The sequence below is a fragment of the Candidatus Aegiribacteria sp. genome (genome assembly GCA_021108005.1).
GTDB lineage: Bacteria > Fermentibacterota > Fermentibacteria > Fermentibacterales > JCC-6 > Aegiribacteria.
Map to the genome: position 1 here is coordinate 28,945 of JAIORS010000175.1, position 20,231 is coordinate 49,175.

Consider the following 20,231-nt stretch of genomic DNA (forward strand, 5'->3'; position numbering starts at 1 on the left):
GAGGGGGAGGTTCCCTTGGGCTACTCGACTCAAGGGTATTTCAGAGCATTAATATCCCAGACCTTCTTCAGAAGCACAGCCCACATCTGTTTTCTGCGGCGGGAGCATGCGGGATGATCTTTCATGGAAGAGGCGTAATTCTCTTCGCCTGGTGCTTGCTGCGATAAACATTGAACCCGCTGTGCTTCCAGGAGTTCATATTCTCCACCAGCTGCTCTGAGATCATGCCCTCTTCAAGAAGCATCTTGCAGACAAGATCGGCGAAGAGCTTTTCAATACCCTTGATATCTGTGGTGTCTATTTCAGGCATGGGGTAGCAATTACCTTCCCGATCCCAGCATGTGTCAGTAATCAGGGCGTGAACATGGGGGTTCCAATTGGCCATACCACCGAAGGTCTGCGGTACAAGGATGCCCCCTGGAAAAACATCCCTGCGATCAAGAGCTTCATGAAGAAATATCGAGAGAGAGTCCCAGGCACACCTGCAGAGCATTGGTAAGAGTTTCCTGTGATGCAGAAAGTGCAGCCTCAGCATCTTCGGGATGTTCCATACCCAGTGCCTGTGTGGAACAGGCCTAAAGAGTTCCTCCTCAAGGAAGGCTGAAAGATCCAGCGACTTCCTTTTTGAACAGGAAGGACAAAACCTGCGACACTTGCAGGAGAGGGCTCTCAACCCGGCACGGAGGGTAGCTACCTGATAAGTATCATTTCCCTTGTTGAAACGGAATATCCGGTTTCAAGCCGGTAAAGGTAAACGCCCGGCGAAACGGCAACACCGGAGGAATTCCTGCCATCCCATATCACTGAATGATCTCCGGAACATTGAACCTTATCGACTAGTGTTGCTACAAGTTTTCCGGAAACATCGTACACTTTCAGTGTTACATTTTCCGTTTCCTGAACCTGGTAACAGATAGCAGATGACCTGCTGAACGGGTTTGGTCTGTTCTGGAAGAGAATGGCTGTATCCGTATTGAATATTAGATGTTCCTCGGAGATTCCTACACCGCCGGGTTCGTAGCAACCTGTATTCAGAAGACCATTCCTGAATGAACCCCATTCAATCAGGTCTTCATTGTAAATCTCCGGAATATCCCAGCAGTAAAGATAATCGTCCATTGAACCGATAAGGATTTCTATATCTCCGTCCTGATCCAGGTCGGTCAGTGTTGCCGAGCACCTTGACCATCCGGTGGATAGAGGAAACCAGGGCAGAAGAGATCCATCATGATGCCAGATGAAAAGTCCGGCATACGTTCCAACAGCTATTTCCATATCGCCGTCACCGTCAATATCTCCCAGAGCAGGTGTTCCCTGCGCAAAGGCTCCGGTCGACTGGGGCCAGCCGGTTACAGGTGTACCATCATGATGCCATACATATACTTTCCTATGTACTGAACCGCAGACTATTTCCAGGTCACCATCACCGTCGATATCTCCAATTGAAGGTGAGCTGTGCTGTATACCGCCGCCACCCATGTTTCGGGGCCAACCGGTCACCGATGTACCGTCGTGGTGTACACCGTAGACCCGTTCTGATCCAGTCGCGATAAAAATTTCCAGGTCGCCGTCGTTATCAATATCGGCCATTGTCGGAGATGCCTCGATGAGCCCGGACAGCTGAGCAGGGAACCCGTTAACGGGTGTACCGTCTGTATGCCATGCAAGCAGAGCCTGACTATTTCTTCCAGCAGTGATGATTTCCAGGTCACCATCGTTATCTATGTCACCCACCGCCGGAGTGGAATTGATAGCATACGGGTCCACATCAAGCACAGGCCATCCGCTGAAAAGTGTTCCGTCATGATGGAAAACATACATCCGGGCTTCTATATACCCATTGTTGCCATTCAGATCTTTGAATGTACCAATGATCAGTTCAAGGTCTCCGTCACCATCCAGATCCGCCATCGTGGGTGAACAGGCTGCGCCGTCATCATCTCCAAGATATTGAGGCCATCCTGTTTCAAGTGAGCCATCCGCTCTGTAAACGTAAAGATCGGAACGCTGACCTGTTATGGCTATCTCCAATTCCCCGTCGTTGTCTATGTCGCCAACAGCAGCTGTATAGTTGGCATGACCACCGGTTGTGACGGGAAAACCACTTACCATGGAACCGTCATGATGATAAACGTGGAGACTCGATCCGGAACCGATTAGAACTTCCAGATCACCATCACCGTCGATATCAACGATTTGTGGGCACGATTCGCTGGTTGAGCCACCCGTATTTATCGGGAATCCTGTCTGGTTTGGAGGAGTGTCGAATCTGTCATCCGTTGATTGTGTGATCGGGATGAGATCCGTTGAAATACGGCTGATTCTAGATTCTGAGGCATTAACTGATGAAACTGCCAGTACAATGAATAGTAACACTTGCTTCTGCATATTTCCTCCATGTTAACATCGCCTTTGTATACTCCTGTTACGAATGTTATTAAGTATTTCTGTTCAGTTTAACCGTTCTTTCTAATTCAGAAATTACTGAATAAGGATAACGAGTGTGTTCGTTCCTGTCAAGTAGTCAGGAGGAATCAAGTTCAGTCGTTCGGAATTTCTCCCGCTTTTTTCAGCGCGATTTTAGCCATTATTGGTCCAATGATCTCGAATACGACGCATGTAGCCGTAACCGTTGTTAAAACCGCGGCTCCGATCTCTGCGCCATGTTCTCCTAGATGTGAGAACTGCTGAGCCACCACTATCGATAGGCCGATTGCCACTCCGGCCTGGGACAGCAATCCAATACCAAGATATTTTTTTATAGAGGGACTTGCTTTGCCTATTGTTGCCCCGAGTCTTGAACCGAAGATCTTTCCTGCCGATCTTGCCAGGATGTAGATAAGTCCAACCAGTCCAAGGGAGGGTAATGATCCGATCTTGAGATGCGCTCCTGCGATAAAAAAGAAAAGGATGAAAATAAGCGGCATCAGTGGTCGCAATCTGGTTGCCACCGAACTTGTCATGCTTCTTGAAGTGTTTGAAAGAACGAAACCCATTGCCATCGGTGTGAGAATGGGGGAGAAGCCGTAAGTTTTCGCCAGCCCGACAGCCAGACATACGAATCCAAAGGTTAGAGCGGGGATGTTGTCATGAGAACGTATCAGCGAAATAAGCTTTGAATAGATAAATCCAAGTAGAAGACCAACTGCAATACTCAAGAGTATTTCCAGGGCAGGTTCCCCTGCAGTTGCCAGCAGATTGGTTGAGCCTCCCGTCTCGGATGCAAGCAGTGCTTTGCTTGAAGCGGATGCAAATCCGAAGATAAGTACGGCAATACCGTCATCAAATCCAACCACCGCGTAGAGAGCCTGAGTTAGATTTCCCTTTGCTTTGTATTCCTGGATAACCGCAATAGTACCTGCAGGAGCAGTTGCAGGAGCCATGGCGCCGAAGATCAGAGCGAATGGCCAGTCTCCACCTGTGACGAGTAGAACCGCGCCTGTAACAAGTAAAAAAGCCAGCAGAGTTTCGCATAACAGTATGGTTGTGATACTTTTTCCAAGCCGTTTCAAGACTTTAAGATTCAGCTCGGAACCTATGCTGAAGGCGACAAAACCAAGAGCAATATCGGGTATGAAGGAAAGATGTCTGAGAATTTGTTCATCAAACACTTTAAATACAGATACACCAAGCATCGCACCGGCTATCATAAAACCTATAAGAGAGGGGAGTCCGGTTTTTCTAGCCAGTTTTCCGGCGTAAAGCCCCGCTACAATCGCAAATCCTGCAAGTGCGATGATAGATACTGTCATCTTCAGCTTTCCAGGGAGCCATAGACCGATTGTAGGTCGGTAATCGTGACCATTAGGTCACTTCTGTTCGAAAGCGGACCGCAAATGAACTCGATATTTCTCACAATGGCATTTACAAGTTCGTTCCTGACTACCGATACGATGATTCTGTTGAAATGCTGTATATCTGTATTCCAGAACCCGGCGTAGAACGGGATGTTCATGAGGAATCTTGTGGATTCGTCAGCATCCATTACCATAGACGAGGAAGTATCAACGGCTGCGAATACCTGGAGAAGCTCATCAAAAACCCCTTCATCCTGAATAAATACATGTATCAGTTTTTTACCGGATCCCTTATCTACAGTTGTGTCGGGAGATATGCTACTCAGAAGGATCTCTGTTGCATTATCAGATGAAGAAGCATGCTTCAACGATTCTCTTAATTCGCTGTCTCTGAAAACCTGTGCCAATGATGAAAGCAGTTTCAGGTGTACTCGTGGTTCGTTCTCCGGCCCGATTACAAAGGGGAAAAGGAATGATTTCTCTCCGTTTGCGGCATTGAAGTCTAGGCCATCGGGCAGTATGACCACGCCAACTGTAAACTCCGATATATCTGCAATTCGACAATGGGGAATTGCGACACCATGACCACAGGCTGTAGAGGAGAGTTTCTCTCTGTCAGACAATGCTTTGTAAATTGATTCTTCTGAAGTTCCGGTTGTTGAATCCGCTCCAGAAGCTATTTTCGCGATACAACGTAGAAGCTGTTCATCCGATTCGGGAGAACAGTCAAGAGTAACTGTATCGGATTTCAGTAAATCAGACAATTTCATAATGGCCTCCATAGATGCTGAATGAACCAATATTCTAATAGTTCTATTTAATCACAATATTTCTGACAATTTCAAGCAGCTCTTCGAAACTCTCAATTGTCATGACCATACCCGGATCAATGAAATCTTCTCTTTCAGCAGCCCATGTTTGATCCTTCAAGATATGCACTGCAAATGCGCCCAGAGACAAAGCAGGATTGATATCCGATCTCGGGCTGTTGCCCACGACTATACAGTTCTCTGGTTTAACATCAGCGTAAACAAGGGTATCACGCAATGCGTTAATGCTTTTAACCGGTACAATTCTTAGTTCGTCAACCTGGTTGATAAGCCCGGATCTCATAAATTTGTCGGTCTGGTGATCTTCTTCACCCATTGTATATACAATTGTTCTCAAAGGAAAGTTTCTCATTTCCCTCAATGTGTTGTTTACACCAGGCAGCAGGATTACGGGATGACTGAGAAGATTCATCTCGATATCATCCATGGCCTTCAGAGCCCACAAGGGTGATTCCGGCACAAGTTCCTGCAGTATTACACGAAGGGTATCCATATAAGGCTTTGCCCCATAGCCAGTTACTGACAATCTTTCAACGTCTCTTTTATGGACTATCCGGCGGACAGTTTCCTCCGTTGAACCAAGAGCCGTCATAAGAGCTAGAAAATCATGCTCAGTTCTTTCGAAGAACAGTGCGCTTTCCCAGAGGGTATCATCAGCATCGAGGAGAAGAAGATAATTGTTCTGTTTCAAACTGCCTTCCTTTCTGTCAGAAGTACAAATATACAAAAAAATATGAGAATATGCGGATAGCTCTTCCAAGGAGTATCCGCTAAATTTGCGCAAGCTGAGAAACGCCCTTGTCGCTATTGATTGACGTTGATCATACAGATTCTATTAAATGAGTCCAACGGGTTAACATTTATCAGTTAACAAAATTGTATATAATAGAATTTACGAAATCGCATGACAACCAGGAAATTAAACAAGGGTTGATAGCTATAACAGTGAATGTTACTTAAATATCAGTACTATTTCAGATAGCAGCGAATGAGTTGATAAGAATAGAGTCGGTCAGGAGGTTAACGCAGGAAAGAACGTATGCGTAAACAAAATATCATTGACTTATGCATACTTTATGAAAATGCATCATATTGACCATAATAGAATGTTTGTACAGGTTATGTAAATCTGAAAAAGCTGATAAAGGAAAGGAGATCCTCATGTGAAGAGCAATCGAGTGACTGCAGGATGTAGTGTAAACCCCACCCAAAGGAGAAAACAGTGAAAAGACTATTTCGGTCTGCTGTAATAATTATTGTTCTTTTAATAACAGCGATAAGTACAGGTTGCGGTGAGCAAACAGAACAGAACCAGCAAGAAGAAGCCGTACAACAGGAAGAAGTTGATATAACGGTAGAAGTACCTCTTCTTAAGGTTGGACATTGTAACCACGATCATCACTCAGCGGTATTCATATCAGCGCTAAGAGGCGATGAAATGAAGGAGCTTTTCGGCATATATCTCGTTCATCTAGGAGAGAGTTATTATGCACTGGTAGAAGATGGTAAGAAAATTCTCGAAATTGAATTCGTTCAATCACAGGGCGCTATAAACGTGCCGAACAATATGGTTGCGGGGCTTTTCGATATAGGTTTCGGAGGAGTTATACCATTTGCGGCGAGTGCGGATCAGGGAAGCGAAGTCGTAATTATCAGTCCACTTCACAGCAGGGGCGATATGCTTGTGGTAGCTGATGACAATACTGAAGTGACTGACTGGGCAAGTTTTAAAAACTGGGTAAAAACAAGCGAAGAGCCTCTTGTTATAGGATTCAAAAGCCCCAAAGCGGTAGCGTTGTTGATATTCGAGTCAGCAATTACGGAAGAGGGAATAGCCTGGAGTTTGCAGGGTAACCCCGAACCAGGTTCGGATATTCTTCTTTTCAATGCTCAGGGGGAACCCAACCTTAATCCAGCATTGCAGAATGGAACCATTGATGGATACGTTTCCAACAATCCAGCGTGTGCTCTTGCGGAGTATAACGGAATAGGTAAATGTGTGGCTGAGTTATCAGATCTTCCCCCGGGAGACTTCAGGAATCACCCATGCTGTGCTATTGCCGCAACAGAGACAGTTATTTCTGAAAGACCTTTAGATATAGCCGCGGTTTTACGTCTTTTTAGCGCGGCAACTGATTATATCAACAGAAATCCCGAAGATGCGGCTGTGGTAGCCGCGGAGTGGATTGGAAATCCTGTTCAGGTAGAAGAAATATCAATGGCTACCAGCGGTTACGATATGGAAGCATCGGAGGACTGGCTGGACAACATGGTTCTGATTCTTGACAACATGAGGAATCTCGGAGCCTTCACCGGGCCACTTGCCGAGAAAGATGATGATGCCAATGCCGCATTCCTTTACGATTTTTCTCTCATGCCTGAGAATCTGAGGTAGCTCCGATTCCAACCGGAGAGACGGGTAACGGCGCAGGCCTTTTTTTGCGCAGTATCATGAAATACCTGCCGGGGTTTTTAATCCCGTGCTTGCTTATTATCTGGTGGTTTGTTGCTACATGGGGCGGGAGGGATACCCTCCTGCCCTCACCCGGAGAAGTTGCATCGGTGCTACTTCATCCCTTTCAGGACCAGATTTCCTCAGGATCACTGGCATGGAGCGCTTTTGTGAGCTTCGTGAGGGTCGCGCTTGGTTTTTCTCTTGCAGCACTCATTGGCATTCCCGCAGGACTGCTTATGGGTGCATCCAGACGGGTGAGAAAATATCTGTCACTGATGGTAGAAATGGCGAGACCGCTGTCCGCGATTGCTCTTCTCCCCCTCTCGATCATCATCTTCAAGGCAACAACATTTGCGCAACTGCTGGGTCTTGAACACCTCAGATATCAGAAACACCTTCTTAACGAAATGCAGCTCGGTATGATTTTCATCCTTTTATGGGGGGGAGTATTCCCTATAATACTTGGAACCATTCAGGGGGTGCGCAGCGTTCGGAAGATGCATTTGGAAGCAGCTTCTATCCTGGGTGCGGGCAGGTTCTTTACTTTCAGGAGTGTCATCATACCATCCGCTCTTCCGGATATCTTTCACGGGCTGAAGCTGGGTATCGGAAGATGCTGGATGGTTATTATCGCTGCTGAGATGCTGCCCGGCACTAATTCCGGGATAGGATATATGATAAGATACTCCTACCAACTGTCACGATACGATATCATGCTTGCCAGTATAGTTATTGTGGCGTTCGTAGGAGCATTATTCTCAAAAGGTCTTGAATTCCTGGGGGAAAAATCCCTGGTTCTCAGAAGCAGGGAGAGATGATATGACTGTGTTGAGGGTAACCAGCCTGTCGAAAACCTACAGAGAATCCTCAGGGGACGTACATGCACTGGGTCCGGTAAGTTTTGAATCAGAGAAAGGTGAATTTCTCTGTTTTCTCGGTCCCACCGGATGCGGTAAAACAACACTGTTGCGAACGATTGCCGGCCTGGAAAAACCTGACACCGGCGAGGTTGAACTACCATTACACTCTGAGGGAATGAAACCTGTTATTGGCTACGTCTTTCAGCAGGGAGCGCTTTTCCCGTGGATGAGCGTTTATGCTAATATTGAGTTTCCACTCAGGGCGAAGAAGATCGATAAGGATATCCGTCGGGAGAAAGTTGAAACGATTCTTGAAATGGTAGAACTTTCGTCTTTCAGTTTCTCCTATCCCCATCAGTTGTCAGGGGGGATGCAGCAGCGGGCTGCTCTTGCTCGTTCACTTATTATGGAGCCTGATATCCTTCTTATGGACGAACCGTTCAGTTCCCTCGATACAAGAACCAGCCAGCAATTACAGGAAAATCTGAAGTCCCTCTTGAAAAAAACGTCAACCACAGTGCTTTTCGTCACACACAATATTGAAGAAGCGGTTTACCTGGCAGGAGAAGTAATAGTCCTCGGACACCGGCCCGGAAGAATTGTGCGAAGGGAAACCATTGATCTGCGGGAACCCAGGTCACGTCTGTCCGATTCTTTTACAGAGTACCTGGTCTCTCTTCGAAAAACCTTCGAATTACTTGTTTCAGATCAGTAAGAAAACTAATTAAGCACGAAATTGTAGACAACCGAAGTCCATACTCCCACGGGTACTCCATCATCTCTTCTGGCCGGTGACCAGCTGCTTTCCATTACCGAAGCCATTGCCGCGCTGTCCATGCTTCCAAGGCCGGAACTTTCGGCAATAATCGCTTCTACCGGAATGCCCTGGGGGGATATGAAAACCTGCAGTATCACTCTGCCTTCAACACCTGCCTGTCTGGCCATGTCCGGATACTCCGGAACAGGCCTGAAAGTGCACACCGGATGAACGCTGTGCGGGACGAAAGTTCCCGGATCAGGAATTATGTTATCCGGATTATCGTCAGGTGCGAGATTGTTGGTACTGACTGTAAAAGCGCTACCCAGACCCTCAGTATCCTCAGTTGTACTGATAATAAGAATTGGCTCTACTACATCCGGGATTTCGTTGTCAATGATGTTTTGCACATCGATTTGGTCTTCCTCCGGCATTTCGGGAGGGATCTCGTAAAGCTCACCCGGGTCGAAACCCTGCATTTCATCGGTTACCGTTCTTGACGCAAGCCTTCCTATCGATGATCCGGGAACAACCTCGAATACCAGAATCAGAAATACGAATCCCCATAATACTCCATAGTCAATTGCACCTGCTTCTGCTGTGTTCTTCCTTATCATTTTAAACCTCCTTCAACCGTTATACAGCGCAGGGAGGTTCTCTATTCCAAAAATGCGCGCGAAGTAGTTATGCTGCAGAATACGATGGTTCAGATGTTATGCGGATTCCGGTTGCACGGATGCAGTCAGGTTTTGTTTTTAAGTTTCAGGAAAAGCACAAGTGCAATCGTATCAAGAGAAATAAGAGTTGCGAGGGTTTGGCCGTCACCTTCGCAATTGTATCCGAAAACAAGCCTGAGAATCAAAAATACCAATGTACCCATAATACCTCCAAATTATTCATTAAATAAAATATAGCCAAAAACATTTAAAGGCAACCTGTGATTGTAGCGGAAGTATTTATATTGAATTACATTATTGGTTACGAATTGGCGGGATCTCAGCATCACAGAAGGGAATCAGTTGGCAAATTCAGAGAAACTGACTTTTAGCGGTTTCACCTTCAGTGTTCACGGAGTGCTTGAGGATGATGAAGTCGATTCTATCCGTGCTTTTATCAGTGAACACAAGCATTCGATATTCGACGCTGGTAAATTTGTCCTTGATTTTTCGGACAGTCCGGGGCTTGATACCGTTCCAGCTGTTGTACTTTACGAATTCTGCATGGAACTTTCCCGTGCTGGTGTAAAAGTCAACAGGATCGGGGCATCAAGTGTTATTGAGAACTTGTTTGAAACACTTGCTGAATTTGGATCACTATCGGAACCTCGTAAAAGAAAAAAGTCCTTTCATGAATATTTCGAGAATATCGGTGAAAACGTTTATGAGCTTGGAAAGACTTTGTACATGCTGGGACATTTTGTTGGAGAAACGATATATGCTTTTATAGGACTGGTTTTACGCCCATTGAAGATTCGCTGGCCGATGGTGCTTTATTACATGGAAGAGTCCGGGGTAAAGGCAATTCCCATCATAGTAACTCTCACATGGCTTTTGGGTGTTGTCCTTGGATATCAGGCCGGATATCAGATGAGGGAGTTTGGCGCTGAGACATTCATGCCGGCGATGATAGGATACAGTATAACCTGGGAGATCGGACCTATGCTCGCAGCCGTTCTTGTTGCCGGACGGTCGGGCTCAGCTTACGCCGCGGAGATCGGAACAATGCAGGTCAGGGAAGAAGTTGATGCCCTGAGAGTAATGGGTTTCGATGTATTCAGCTACCTTGTTACACCCAAGATGATCGCTCTTCTGTGTGTAATGCCTTTTCTTGTACTCATTGCGAACCTATCAGGTATTTTCGGAGGGATGCTTGCCGGTTTGCTGTTTCTCGACCTTCCGGCGAGCACATTCGTATCGGAACTGGGCAAGGCACTGATACCGCTTGATATCCTCTGGGGAATGCTGAAAAGCGTCATATATGCAATAGTAATCGCGAATGTTGGCAGTTTCATGGGCATGAGGGTCAGGGGTGGAGCATCAGCTGTTGGAAAAGCGACTACATCAGCCGTTGTTCTCAGTATTTTCCTGGTAATAATCGCTGATGCGCTGCTTTCGCTGTTGTTTGTACATATAAGACCCGGATTGACCGTATGAAACCTGTATTGAGAGTTGAAAACCTTCAGGGAGGATGGGATGATCAACTTGTCCTGAATGATATCAATCTTCAGGTTATCAAAAGTGAAGTACTTGCAATCGTTGGTAAAAGCGGATGCGGAAAAAGCACACTCATGCATTACCTTCTTGGGCTGGTAAAGCCATGGAAGGGAAGAGTTCTTTTCAGGGGAGAAGACATCTGGTCAAGTCCGAAAGCGCTTCAGAGAGCGAGAAGAAGATGGGGTGTTACATTCCAGTCCGGAGCGCTACTGGGCAACCTGACACTTCTTGAGAATGTGATACTCCCGCTTAAGGAGTATACTGATTTGTCCGATCGTGATATTAGAATTGTCGCGTATAGCAAACTGGATACGGTTGGCCTTGCTGATTTTGCCAATTCGTACCCTTTGGAGGTTTCAGGTGGAATGCAGAAACGGGCCGGCCTTGCCCGAGCCATGGCTCTTGATCCGGAAGTGCTTTTCTTCGATGAGCCTTCGGCCGGCCTGGACCCGGTCACCTCCGGAAGCCTTGATGAATTGATAATCACAATCAATAGTACTCTTGGCGCAACAGTTGTTATTGTTACTCATGAGCTGGCCAGTATATTTGCTATCTCAGACAGAGTAGTAATGCTGGATCCTGAAGTACATGGCATAATTGCCACGGGAACTGCGGCTGAACTCAGAGACAGCTCTACAGATGAAAGAGTCAGAATGTTCTTTGGAAGGAACATGGCTGCTAAAAAGAGGAGTGATAGAAAATGTCAATGACCGGGAGTAAATTCAAACTGGGATTATTCTTCTCCATTGGAATTGTTTTCACTATTTTTCTGATATTCTGGCTCAGCGGTGGATTAAGAGAGAAAAGCACCATTACTTACGTTTCCTACTATCCATGGTCCGTCCAGGGTTTGAGCGAGGGCAGCAATGTAATGTACAACGGTGTCTCCATTGGTCGCGTCGCAAGCATCGATATAGCTCCCGATGGAAGACTCGTAGAAGTCATAATGAAGATCCGGTCGGACTTTTCCGTTGATTCATCAATTGTGGCAGTTATGCAGCTAACCGGAATAACCGGTTTGAGAGTGATTAACCTTAGCGCGGACACAAGCATTCATTATCCGGTTCATTACAGTTTCGAAATTGAATACCAGATCATCCCTGTGGGGGAAGGGGCAATGCAGAGCATAACTACAACACTGACAAGAATCACCCAGATTATTCATGAAATTGATTTCAAGAATATCAGCGATCAGTTCACACTTCTGCTCGAGAACACCAATGCCATTCTGGCAAGCGACAAGATCGAAAGGATAGAGAATTCCATCCTTAGCAACTCGGAAAACCTTGATTCACTTCTTGTTACATATACCAGACTTGGGCAGAATCTTAACCGGCTGGTTCTTAATATCGATGCAATGGCGCCGGACCTGGCTGTAAGCGTAGATTCGCTTATTAGAAAAACACAGGCTCTTTCGGAACATATGGATCGTTTTGTGATTAAAATCGATGAGGTACTCATTAACAGCTCGGAAGTGATGAACAACCTGTCAACCCTTCTGGAGACACTGGGCAGAGATCCTTCGGAGCTACTCATTCGGACTTCAGGAGAGGGGGTCTGGCAGTGATGCTAAGGCCAGTAATAATTCTTGTATTGACAGCGATTCTTATCCCTTCAGCGTGCATTACAGTCAACGTGCCTATAGGAGGCGACCCGCAATCAACAGCGACGGTGTGGACAGTTGATCCGGACAGGCCGGACCCATGGATGGTTTCAACCAGTTATATCGTTCAGATAAAGGATTTTTCTTCATCCCAGTCCGTCCAGGGAGTACAGATGATCGTTCTGAATGAAGATGGCACTATCAACAAAACCGCTTCCGATATCTGGGGCAGCCGGCCAGTAGAACTTCTTCCCGATATTCTACTCAGGGATATGATTTCTATCGGTGCCTGGGGCGCTGTGCTCCGCAAATCCACAATGCTTCCTGAAGACCTAATAGTTGAAGGTTACGTAAGAGAATTCGGCGGAAGGGTAGCGCCTGATGGTTGGGAAGCTGTGCTTGATGTTGACGTTACCGTGCTTGATGGAGATAGTTTTGATCTTGTTTTTCAGGAGAACTACCGTTTCCACTGGGAACTCTCCGAACCGAGTTATTCCCAGCTTGCCGGGGCCATGGATATCCTTGTCAAGATATGGAGCGAAGAAGTAATTGGAGACATCTGGTCTGCGATGCTTCCAATTCGCTAAACCGGGTGAATGAATTATGCCCGTACGATGCTGCTAATTGCATATATCGCTGACTATAATTGATCTACTATTACAGGACTATGAAAATCCGAATTAGCAGATTCACGGAGGAACAATGGGACTCTTCGGCAGGAAGAAGAAGAACAGAGGCCTGGATTGTAAAGCCGTTTCGACTCCTCAACCCGCAACGGATGATCTACTGAATTACATAATTGTAATTCTCGACAGCTGCAGATACGATACTTTTATGGAAGCGCAACCAAAGGTTATTATGAAACTGGGTGAAACGGAGCAGCGCTATTCATACGCTTCATGGACAGCTCCGTCCCATTACAACCTGCTTATGGGACTCATGCCGCATACAAGTCCAAAGAATGTCTTCGCGTCGGAATACTACAAGAAGGATTTTGTAAAATTCAACGACAGGCTTGGCGCGAAAGGGATTGGGTTTAAAAGCCTCGTTCCGCGGCTTTATCTTCCGGACTATTTGCGCAGCTCCCTTGGATACATAACGAAGGCTATGGTATCTCTGCCTGTGCTTAACAGCCATACCCCGATCAACAATGGATTTGATTCATGGAAGCTCATGCCAGAACATAATGATATGTCGGCGATGCTCGATGAAATGACCTTCAGTCCGAATAGACCTTCATTCTATTTACTGAATGTGGGAGAGACACATTACCCTTACGCGCTTCCCTCCGAGCCAAAGAACAAGTGGCCAAAAATAAGCGGAGTGCACGGTGTTTTCAAGCATCTGGACGATCATCTGGTTGGTGGCAAACTTGTGACTGACGATGAATCACCGAAATTCTTCGACCAGGAACAGCTTGACCGCCTCCGCGCGCGGCAGGTTGAAACGGTACGATACCTTGACACCGTCTTTGAAAAACTTTTCGATATTGTACCGATGAATACATACATCACAGTGACATCCGACCACGGGGAACTTTTTGGTGAGAATGGTTATTTTGGACACGGGCCTGTCTTTCACGAGAAAGTATTTCAGGTTCCGTTTTTGGAAGGCAAAATCCGCTAAAATTTACTAACAGTACTGAATAAAGAAGGAGAAGGAGAATGTCCAGCCATTCGCGAAAACTTAAATTCAAAGCAGAGACCAGAAAAGTTCTTGATATCGTAATAAACAGCCTTTACTCACATCCCGACATTTTTCTCAGGGAACTCATTTCAAATTCATCAGACGCGCTTGATAAACTCCGTTTTGAAATGCTTACATCTCCCGATCTGGGTTCGGAACGGGAACCGAGAATCGATATACTTCCGGATAAGGAAAACCGCACATTGACCGTTCGCGATAACGGCATAGGCATGACCGGTGACGAAATGGCGAAGGAACTTGGTACTATAGCCAGCTCTGGAACCAGAGGATTTTTGGAGGAATTGAGCAAATCGGACGCAGAGAAAACCCCTGAATTAATCGGTCAGTTCGGAGTTGGTTTCTATTCCACATTCATGGTTGCCGATAAGGTTGAGGTTCGATCAAGAAGAACCGGAAGCGACGAACCGGGCCAGAAATGGACTTCAACAGGCCATGATACATTCACACTCATGGAGGAAGATGACATCCCCAACGGGACAAGCGTGATTCTTTATCTCAAGGATGATATGGATGAGTACCTTGAAAGTTTCAAGCTCAGAGAACTCGTCAGGAAATACTCCGATTTCATCTCATATCCCGTTTATCTGAAATCTGACGATGGAAGCGATTGGGAGAAGGAGCCTGTAAATACACAGAAACCAATATGGACCAGGTCCGAGGACGATGTTTCCGATAAGGAGTACAACGAGTTTTACAGACACCTGAGTTTCGATCCGCAGGACCCTATCTCAAGGCTTGTATTCCATGCGGAAGGCACCACCGAGTTTTATTCGCTTCTTTTCATACCGTCCATGCGGACAATGGAAATGCTCATGCCCGATTATAAGACCGGCATAAAGCTCTTCATAAAGAAGGTCATGATAGAGGAGGAAGCTGAAGAACTCCTCCCCAGATATCTTCGGTTCTTAAAGGGTGTGGTGGAATCGAGCGATCTTCCCCTGAATATTTCAAGAGAGACACTTCAGGAGAACAGGACCATCAGAACAATAAGGAAAGCTCTGACAGGAAAAGTCCTGGGATGGCTAAAGGATACGCTTGAGAACGATATCGATAAGTACCGCAAGTTCTTCACCAATTTTGGAGATCTTATAAAAGAAGGTATTTATTCAGATGTTCAGAACAGGGAAGAGCTGGCGGATCTGCTGCTCGTATGGACTTCCCGAAGCGGAGATGAACGGAAGAGCCTTAAGAAACTGGTTGAGGAACTTCCTGAGGATACCGATCGCCTCTACTACATCACGGGAACCGACAGGAAGGAACTCGCGTCATCACCTTACCTTGAATCCGTTGGTAAATCGGACACTGAAGTACTTCTTTTCGATAGTCCCGTTGATGAATTCATGCTTCAGAACCTTGGCGAATACAGGGGAAAGAAGCTGGTATCTCTTCTGAAGGAAGTGGACGAAGAAGATCTCAGCGATGCTGAAAAAGCTGAGAAGAAAAACGCTGAAGAGACCTTTGCAGGCCTTCTTGAGTACATAAAGGATCAGCTGGGCGACAGAGTAGAAGATGTCAGGTTCTCGCCAAGGCTCAAGGAGAGCCCCTGCATTCTGGTCAGCGACAGGAACGACCCCGGGGAAATGCTGAGGCAGATGATGAGATCCATGAACCAGGAACTGCCGGATGCGAAGAAAATACTGGAATTGAATCCTGTTCACACCGTAATTGAGACGCTTCAGAATCTCTACGAGAAGGATAGATCAGGTGACAAACTGAAGGATTACGTACAGATCCTCTTTGACCTTGGCACGGTAATGGCCGGCGCCAGGCCTGATAATCCCGCTGATTTCGGCAAAAGGGTAACCAGCCTTCTAAACTAAACAGGGACGGAGGTGATTGGAAATACTAATTACCTCCGTCCCCATTCTACTCAGGCTGGGTGGTATCTATTCGGAGAATACAGATTTGATGTAACACCATGAGTTTCTATCGAGTCTTACCAGTGTGTGATCATAGAAATCCAGCCTATTGGCGTCTTGGTTGCCGATAAAGAAACCAGGGCCATCGAAGTTCACTCCGTACTTATAGGCAATATCGGTAGGTTTTGAAGTAATAGTGTAATTTAGCCCGGTTATTCCTCCAAGTTCGGTATGCTCCATAATTTTTCTGCCGCCATACCAATCACTTATCCAGATTCTCAGATCACTCGAATCCCAGACACACGCGATGCCCACCGCACCCATTTCGCTGTAATACCAATTACTCATTACTGAATGCGTGCTCACATCGTATTTGTAAACTATGGGGTTATCGTCAACCACAAAATTCTGATCTACTATCCAAAGGTAATCTCCATCCCATTCGCATCCGCCCATTGATCCTGTAAATGGAGCGCCAAGTTCATATACACTCGGAGGAAGCATAGGTATTCCGGAAGCATCAAGATTCCAGGTATAGAGGTAAAATGGTCCTGGATTCATGGGGTCGCTCTGGGTCAGAGCGAAAAGCAGATCATCCTGATAGCATCCTAAGCCGCAAACAGCTTCGGCATTGTCAAATACCGTCCATGTTACCATATCGCCTCCCGAATAAGCCCCGTAAGCTACCTCATTATTGGGACAACCGGCAACGTAAAGCATGTCATGATTATCATGGTAAGCAACTCCCCACAGGTTCGACCAGCCTGAGGGTCCGGCTATTTGAGCAATCAGTGTACCGCCATCCGTTTCAGTGGCTTCATTCCCGAGCGTTGAACAGTTTGCAGATGCGAAAACTTCTACCGGCATTAAAACCATTAGCGAAATTGAAATAAAGGTGCTGAAACCTTTCATTATATGCTCCCTTTCAATATTTGATAAATGCTCCAAATTTCATCAATAATTATTGATACTTTTATTCTGTATGTATCTATAATAGTGTAAAACCTAATTTTCAGCACAGCTCAGTACTGTCCGGATTTTCCAGAAAACTATTTCGATAGCAACCGGTTCAGCATTATATTGACATGAGCAGCACTATTGACAATTAGATTAAATTGTGATTTTATGTAGTGAATTAGTCCACTCTCAGACAGGTTGTGGAAAAATCATGAAGACGCAGGACAACATCGGTATGGAATTCGTATTGGAAAAACCGTATCTCGTTAAAAGCACTTCCTATAAAATCATGGTTTCAATTACCTTTGGGCTTCTGGGATTCGCTCTTAACTTTTTCCCGGTTGATTTTATCTTCTACAGCTCATATCGCATGAGTTTTCTATTCGGTCTCGTTTTTCCGATGCTGATAACACTTGCCTGGGGCTGGAAGTACGGTCTTCTTTCCGCGCTTTGCGGCGGTTGCCAGACGATGTGGATATTATGGCTTCCCGGGAGCGGTTACGGGCCGCTTGTTTCAGTTCCTCCATTTACTCTGTGGATTGTCTGGCTTGGATGGTTTTCACGCAAAGGGCGGAACGTATATCTGGGCGAGGTTATCTTTCGCGTGTTTAATACACTATTACTGTATACGGTGTTCAGGTTGGTCTTCACTTTCAATTCACCACCGGAAAATATTGAAATGCCTTTCACCGTAGTAAATTCAATTGTTTTCAAGGAGATCGTGAATGGATTCCTTATTCTTTCTCTTGCAAGGGGGCTTCTGTATTCAAAAACGATAAGGAAATTCTTCGGGCTACGGGATACACGAACCGATCCGAGAGTGTACTATGTGTTTCTGAATATTCTCATTCTGGCGGTAATGCTGACTCTTATTCTACTGGGCGAGAGATTTCTATGGAACAACTGGCCGGATGAGTTCAGAAACATGGCCCGTTTAGTCGGTTCTCTTTTTCTGCTTGTCGCGGGAGCTTTTAGCCTGTACGGAGCCGCCGGTGAGTTCTTAAGAAGGAAGATCGAAGGGGTAGTCGAACGTGAGCGAGATCAGCTTGAGGAAACAGTCAAAGAACGAACGAGTGAACTACGGGAGAACCAGAAAAGGCTTGCTCAGATGGTAAATGGATGTTCCACGCCGATAATCGTCATAGACAAAGATCATACCGTAACCCATTGGAACAGAGCCTGCGAAAGCCTGACTGGTATTCCTGCAAATGAAATGATTGGAACCGGCAAGCAGTGGTCCGCCTTTTATTCGGAAGAGAGGCCAATTCTGGCGGACATAATGATTGAAGACTCGACTGAACTTGAAATTTTAAAGTATTACGGTAACAGCTGCCGGAAATCAGTCCTTATTGACGGCGCGTATGACGCCGAGAGCTTTTTTCATGATCTGGGCGAGAATGGCAAATGGCTGCATTTCAGCGCGGCGGTGCTTCGCGATTCGCAGGGGAATATTACCGGAGCAATTGAAACGTTCCAGGATGTCACAGGGAGAAAACAGGCAGAGGAAGAACTGAGGAAAGCGCACGATGAACTTGAGATTCGTGTAGAGGAAAGAACAGCTGATCTTCATGCCAGCAAAAAGGAACTGGAAGCTTTTTCATATTCAATTTCACACGATCTCAGAGCTCCGCTTAGATCAATTGACGGTTTTTCAAAGCTTCTTCTCGAAGAGCACATTCAGGATTTCGATGAAAAGGGAACTCATTACCTGGAGAGGGTGCGGGCCGGAGCCCAGAATATGGGCGCTCTGATTGATGATATGCAGACTCTTTCCCGTTTGCGGCGCAAACCGCTTTCAACAGAAACAGTCGTGATGACGACCATTGCGGAAGAAGCTATTGAACTGCTGAGAGATGAATGGAAAGACCGAAAGGTGGATTTCACCTTTCATGATTGTCCGATGGTTAGCGCCGATAGAAATCTTATGCTGATAGTTCTTGTTAATCTGATATCGAACGCGTTGAAGTTTTCCAGAAACACTGATTCTACTATAATAGAATTAGGTCACAGAATTATGGATAATCAAACGGTATTCTTCCTGAAAGATAACGGTATCGGTTTCGATATGAAATACGCTGACAGGATTTTCGCTCCATTTCAAAGGTTGCACCGGTCTGAAGAGTACGAAGGTTCGGGAATCGGTCTGGCCAGCGTTAAAAGGATAATCGACAGGCATGGCGGTCGAACATGGGTTGAATCAGGTTCCGATTTGGGAACAACAGTATTTTTTACCCTGGGAGGGAAGTAGAATATGAACCGGAGAGAAGTGCTGATACTTCTGGTTGAGGACAACCCGGACGATGTGGAACTTACTCTGAAGGCTTTCGAAAAACACAAACTTACCAACGATATTATAGTCGCGAGGGATGGAGAGGAAGCTCTCAGCCTCCTGTTTCCGGAAGATGATAGTATCTCTGAACCATGTACTCCCGATCTGATTCTTCTGGACCTGAAACTGCCTAAAGTAGATGGTCTGGAAGTACTCAGCCGGATAAAAAGCGACCCTGTAACGAAACTGATTCCCGTAGTTGTTCTTACCTCATCAAATGAGGAGAAGGATCTTACTGAAAGCTATCGTCTCGGCGTGAACAGCTATATCAGGAAACCCGTTGATTTCGAGAAGTTCACTCAGGCCATAATTCAGCTTGGTATGTACTGGCTTCTGCTGAACGAATCTCCGGTAAAATAGGGGGTAGCATCATTGATGAGAAAACGTTAAGACTGCTGATTCTGGAGGATAAAAGAGACGATGCCGAACTGGCTATCAAACATCTTGAACGGGAAGGGTTTGATATTGAGCACAGCATTGTTGATACAGAGAACTCTTTCAGAGAGGCTTTAAAAACCGATCCCGATCTTATCCTTGCCGATTACAGCCTGCCGGGTTTCAGCTGTATAGATGCTCTTCTTATTCATCAGGATGTCTCACCTGACATACCGCTGATACTCTTCTCCGGAACCATCGGTGAGGAAAAGGCAGTTGAGTGTATAAAACTCGGCGCTGTCGACTACGTTCTGAAAGACAATCTTGTCAGGCTTGGCTCTGCTGTGAAAAGAGCGCTGGATGAAGCTGAATTACGCAAGGAAAAAAAACACACCGAGATGAAGCTACGGAAGAGCGAGGCCCAGAAACAGGCCCTTCTCGACGGTTCCCCCGATATGATAATCCTGCTGGATACGGATCTTAAAGTAC

At 46.0% G+C, this 20,231-nt stretch carries 20 protein-coding genes; 12 read left to right on the forward strand and 8 right to left on the reverse strand.

Annotated features, from left to right (window positions below; all coding sequences use genetic code 11):
* Positions 1-121: 121 nt before the first annotated feature.
* The 5 genes from K8S15_11210 to K8S15_11230 all read right to left on the reverse strand — a co-directional run bounded on the left by K8S15_11210 (position 122) and on the right by K8S15_11230 (position 5,318).
* Positions 122-673, reverse strand: a complete 552-nt coding sequence (locus K8S15_11210; protein ID MCD4776601.1) for a transposase zinc-binding domain-containing protein — start codon at positions 671-673, stop codon at positions 122-124.
* Between the two features lie 17 nt (positions 674-690).
* Positions 691-2,388, reverse strand: coding sequence for an FG-GAP-like repeat-containing protein (locus tag K8S15_11215; GenBank protein ID MCD4776602.1), 1,698 nt, complete (start codon positions 2,386-2,388; stop codon positions 691-693).
* 152 nt (positions 2,389-2,540) lie between these two features.
* Positions 2,541-3,752: a cation:proton antiporter gene (locus tag K8S15_11220; protein ID MCD4776603.1), complete on the reverse strand. Its 1,212-nt coding sequence runs from the start codon at positions 3,750-3,752 to the stop codon at positions 2,541-2,543.
* 2 nt (positions 3,753-3,754) lie between these two features.
* Positions 3,755-4,567, reverse strand: a complete 813-nt coding sequence (locus K8S15_11225; GenBank protein MCD4776604.1) for a PTS sugar transporter subunit IIA — start codon at positions 4,565-4,567, stop codon at positions 3,755-3,757.
* A 43-nt stretch (positions 4,568-4,610) separates the two neighbouring features.
* The gene (locus K8S15_11230) at positions 4,611-5,318 is read right to left on the reverse strand and encodes a hypothetical protein (protein ID MCD4776605.1); all 708 of its coding nucleotides are present in this window, start codon (positions 5,316-5,318) and stop codon (positions 4,611-4,613) included.
* 531 nt (positions 5,319-5,849) lie between these two features.
* Here K8S15_11230 and K8S15_11235 point away from each other — a divergent pair.
* Genes K8S15_11235 through K8S15_11245 form a run of 3 tightly spaced genes read left to right on the forward strand, consistent with a single transcriptional unit; the run spans position 5,850 to position 8,657 of the window.
* The gene (locus K8S15_11235) at positions 5,850-7,022 is read left to right on the forward strand and encodes an ABC transporter substrate-binding protein (GenBank protein ID MCD4776606.1); all 1,173 of its coding nucleotides are present in this window, start codon (positions 5,850-5,852) and stop codon (positions 7,020-7,022) included.
* Positions 7,023-7,078: 56 nt separating this feature from the next.
* Entirely contained in the window at positions 7,079-7,900 is an 822-nt protein-coding gene (locus K8S15_11240) for an ABC transporter permease (GenBank protein MCD4776607.1), read from the forward strand.
* A gap of 1 nt (position 7,901) precedes the next feature.
* A complete protein-coding gene (locus K8S15_11245; GenBank protein MCD4776608.1) occupies positions 7,902-8,657 on the forward strand; it encodes an ABC transporter ATP-binding protein in 756 nt (251 codons plus the stop codon).
* Positions 8,658-8,662: 5 nt separating this feature from the next.
* Here the strand turns inward: K8S15_11245 and K8S15_11250 are convergent, their stop codons facing one another.
* A complete protein-coding gene (locus tag K8S15_11250) occupies positions 8,663-9,316 on the reverse strand; it encodes an energy transducer TonB (protein ID MCD4776609.1) in 654 nt (217 codons plus the stop codon).
* Positions 9,317-9,441: 125 nt separating this feature from the next.
* On the reverse strand, positions 9,442-9,579 hold the full coding sequence (locus K8S15_11255; protein MCD4776610.1) for a hypothetical protein: 138 nt from the start codon (positions 9,577-9,579) through the stop codon (positions 9,442-9,444).
* Between the two features lie 139 nt (positions 9,580-9,718).
* Between K8S15_11255 and K8S15_11260 the strand changes: the two genes are divergently transcribed.
* The 6 genes from K8S15_11260 to htpG all read left to right on the forward strand — a co-directional run bounded on the left by K8S15_11260 (position 9,719) and on the right by htpG (position 16,042).
* Complete coding sequence (locus K8S15_11260; GenBank protein MCD4776611.1) at positions 9,719-10,852, forward strand: ABC transporter permease; 1,134 nt, start codon at positions 9,719-9,721, stop codon at positions 10,850-10,852.
* Positions 10,849-11,622 (forward strand): ATP-binding cassette domain-containing protein, encoded by a 774-nt coding sequence (locus K8S15_11265; GenBank protein ID MCD4776612.1) that lies wholly within the window; start codon positions 10,849-10,851, stop codon positions 11,620-11,622. The genes K8S15_11260 and K8S15_11265 overlap by 4 nt, the downstream gene beginning before the upstream one ends.
* Positions 11,619-12,479: an MlaD family protein gene (locus K8S15_11270; GenBank protein ID MCD4776613.1), complete on the forward strand. Its 861-nt coding sequence runs from the start codon at positions 11,619-11,621 to the stop codon at positions 12,477-12,479. Before K8S15_11265 ends, K8S15_11270 begins: the two co-directional genes overlap by 4 nt.
* On the forward strand, positions 12,476-13,102 hold the full coding sequence (locus K8S15_11275) for a PqiC family protein (GenBank protein MCD4776614.1): 627 nt from the start codon (positions 12,476-12,478) through the stop codon (positions 13,100-13,102). Before K8S15_11270 ends, K8S15_11275 begins: the two co-directional genes overlap by 4 nt.
* Positions 13,103-13,217: 115 nt before the next feature.
* Positions 13,218-14,141, forward strand: coding sequence for a sulfatase-like hydrolase/transferase (locus K8S15_11280; GenBank protein ID MCD4776615.1), 924 nt, complete (start codon positions 13,218-13,220; stop codon positions 14,139-14,141).
* A 38-nt stretch (positions 14,142-14,179) separates the two neighbouring features.
* Positions 14,180-16,042 (forward strand): molecular chaperone HtpG, encoded by a 1,863-nt coding sequence (gene htpG, locus K8S15_11285; GenBank protein MCD4776616.1) that lies wholly within the window; start codon positions 14,180-14,182, stop codon positions 16,040-16,042.
* A 66-nt stretch (positions 16,043-16,108) separates the two neighbouring features.
* On the opposite strand, the gene K8S15_11290 is transcribed toward htpG, so the two are convergent.
* Complete coding sequence (locus K8S15_11290; protein ID MCD4776617.1) at positions 16,109-16,993, reverse strand: hypothetical protein; 885 nt, start codon at positions 16,991-16,993, stop codon at positions 16,109-16,111.
* Positions 16,994-17,249: 256 nt separating this feature from the next.
* On the opposite strand from K8S15_11290, the gene K8S15_11295 reads away from it, so the two are divergent.
* The 3 genes from K8S15_11295 to K8S15_11305 all read left to right on the forward strand — a co-directional run.
* Positions 17,250-19,286, forward strand: a complete 2,037-nt coding sequence (locus tag K8S15_11295) for a PAS domain S-box protein (protein ID MCD4776618.1) — start codon at positions 17,250-17,252, stop codon at positions 19,284-19,286.
* A 3-nt stretch (positions 19,287-19,289) separates the two neighbouring features.
* Positions 19,290-19,727 (forward strand): response regulator, encoded by a 438-nt coding sequence (locus K8S15_11300; GenBank protein ID MCD4776619.1) that lies wholly within the window; start codon positions 19,290-19,292, stop codon positions 19,725-19,727.
* Positions 19,694-20,231: response regulator (locus K8S15_11305; protein ID MCD4776620.1), on the forward strand; the 538-nt coding region annotated here is incomplete at its 3' end. The genes K8S15_11300 and K8S15_11305, both read left to right, overlap by 34 nt.

Bases quoted from the DNA above. Each gene is read 5' to 3' on its own strand.
- K8S15_11280 (MCD4776615.1), top strand. From the start codon at position 13,218: ATGGGACTCTTCGGCAGGAAGAAGAAGAACAGAGGCCTGGATTGTAAA.
- K8S15_11240 (MCD4776607.1), top strand. From the start codon at position 7,079: ATGAAATACCTGCCGGGGTTTTTAATCCCGTGCTTGCTTATTATCTGG.
- K8S15_11265 (MCD4776612.1), top strand. From the start codon at position 10,849: ATGAAACCTGTATTGAGAGTTGAAAACCTTCAGGGAGGATGGGATGAT.
- htpG (MCD4776616.1), top strand. From the start codon at position 14,180: ATGTCCAGCCATTCGCGAAAACTTAAATTCAAAGCAGAGACCAGAAAA.
- K8S15_11295 (MCD4776618.1), top strand. From the start codon at position 17,250: ATGAAGACGCAGGACAACATCGGTATGGAATTCGTATTGGAAAAACCG.
- K8S15_11225 (MCD4776604.1), bottom strand. From the start codon at position 4,567: ATGAAATTGTCTGATTTACTGAAATCCGATACAGTTACTCTTGACTGT.
- K8S15_11255 (MCD4776610.1), bottom strand. From the start codon at position 9,579: ATGGGTACATTGGTATTTTTGATTCTCAGGCTTGTTTTCGGATACAAT.
- K8S15_11300 (MCD4776619.1), top strand. From the start codon at position 19,290: ATGAACCGGAGAGAAGTGCTGATACTTCTGGTTGAGGACAACCCGGAC.
- K8S15_11245 (MCD4776608.1), top strand. From the start codon at position 7,902: ATGACTGTGTTGAGGGTAACCAGCCTGTCGAAAACCTACAGAGAATCC.
- K8S15_11270 (MCD4776613.1), top strand. From the start codon at position 11,619: ATGACCGGGAGTAAATTCAAACTGGGATTATTCTTCTCCATTGGAATT.
- K8S15_11250 (MCD4776609.1), bottom strand. From the start codon at position 9,316: ATGATAAGGAAGAACACAGCAGAAGCAGGTGCAATTGACTATGGAGTA.
- K8S15_11215 (MCD4776602.1), bottom strand. From the start codon at position 2,388: ATGCAGAAGCAAGTGTTACTATTCATTGTACTGGCAGTTTCATCAGTT.
- K8S15_11290 (MCD4776617.1), bottom strand. From the start codon at position 16,993: ATGAAAGGTTTCAGCACCTTTATTTCAATTTCGCTAATGGTTTTAATG.
- K8S15_11220 (MCD4776603.1), bottom strand. From the start codon at position 3,752: ATGACAGTATCTATCATCGCACTTGCAGGATTTGCGATTGTAGCGGGG.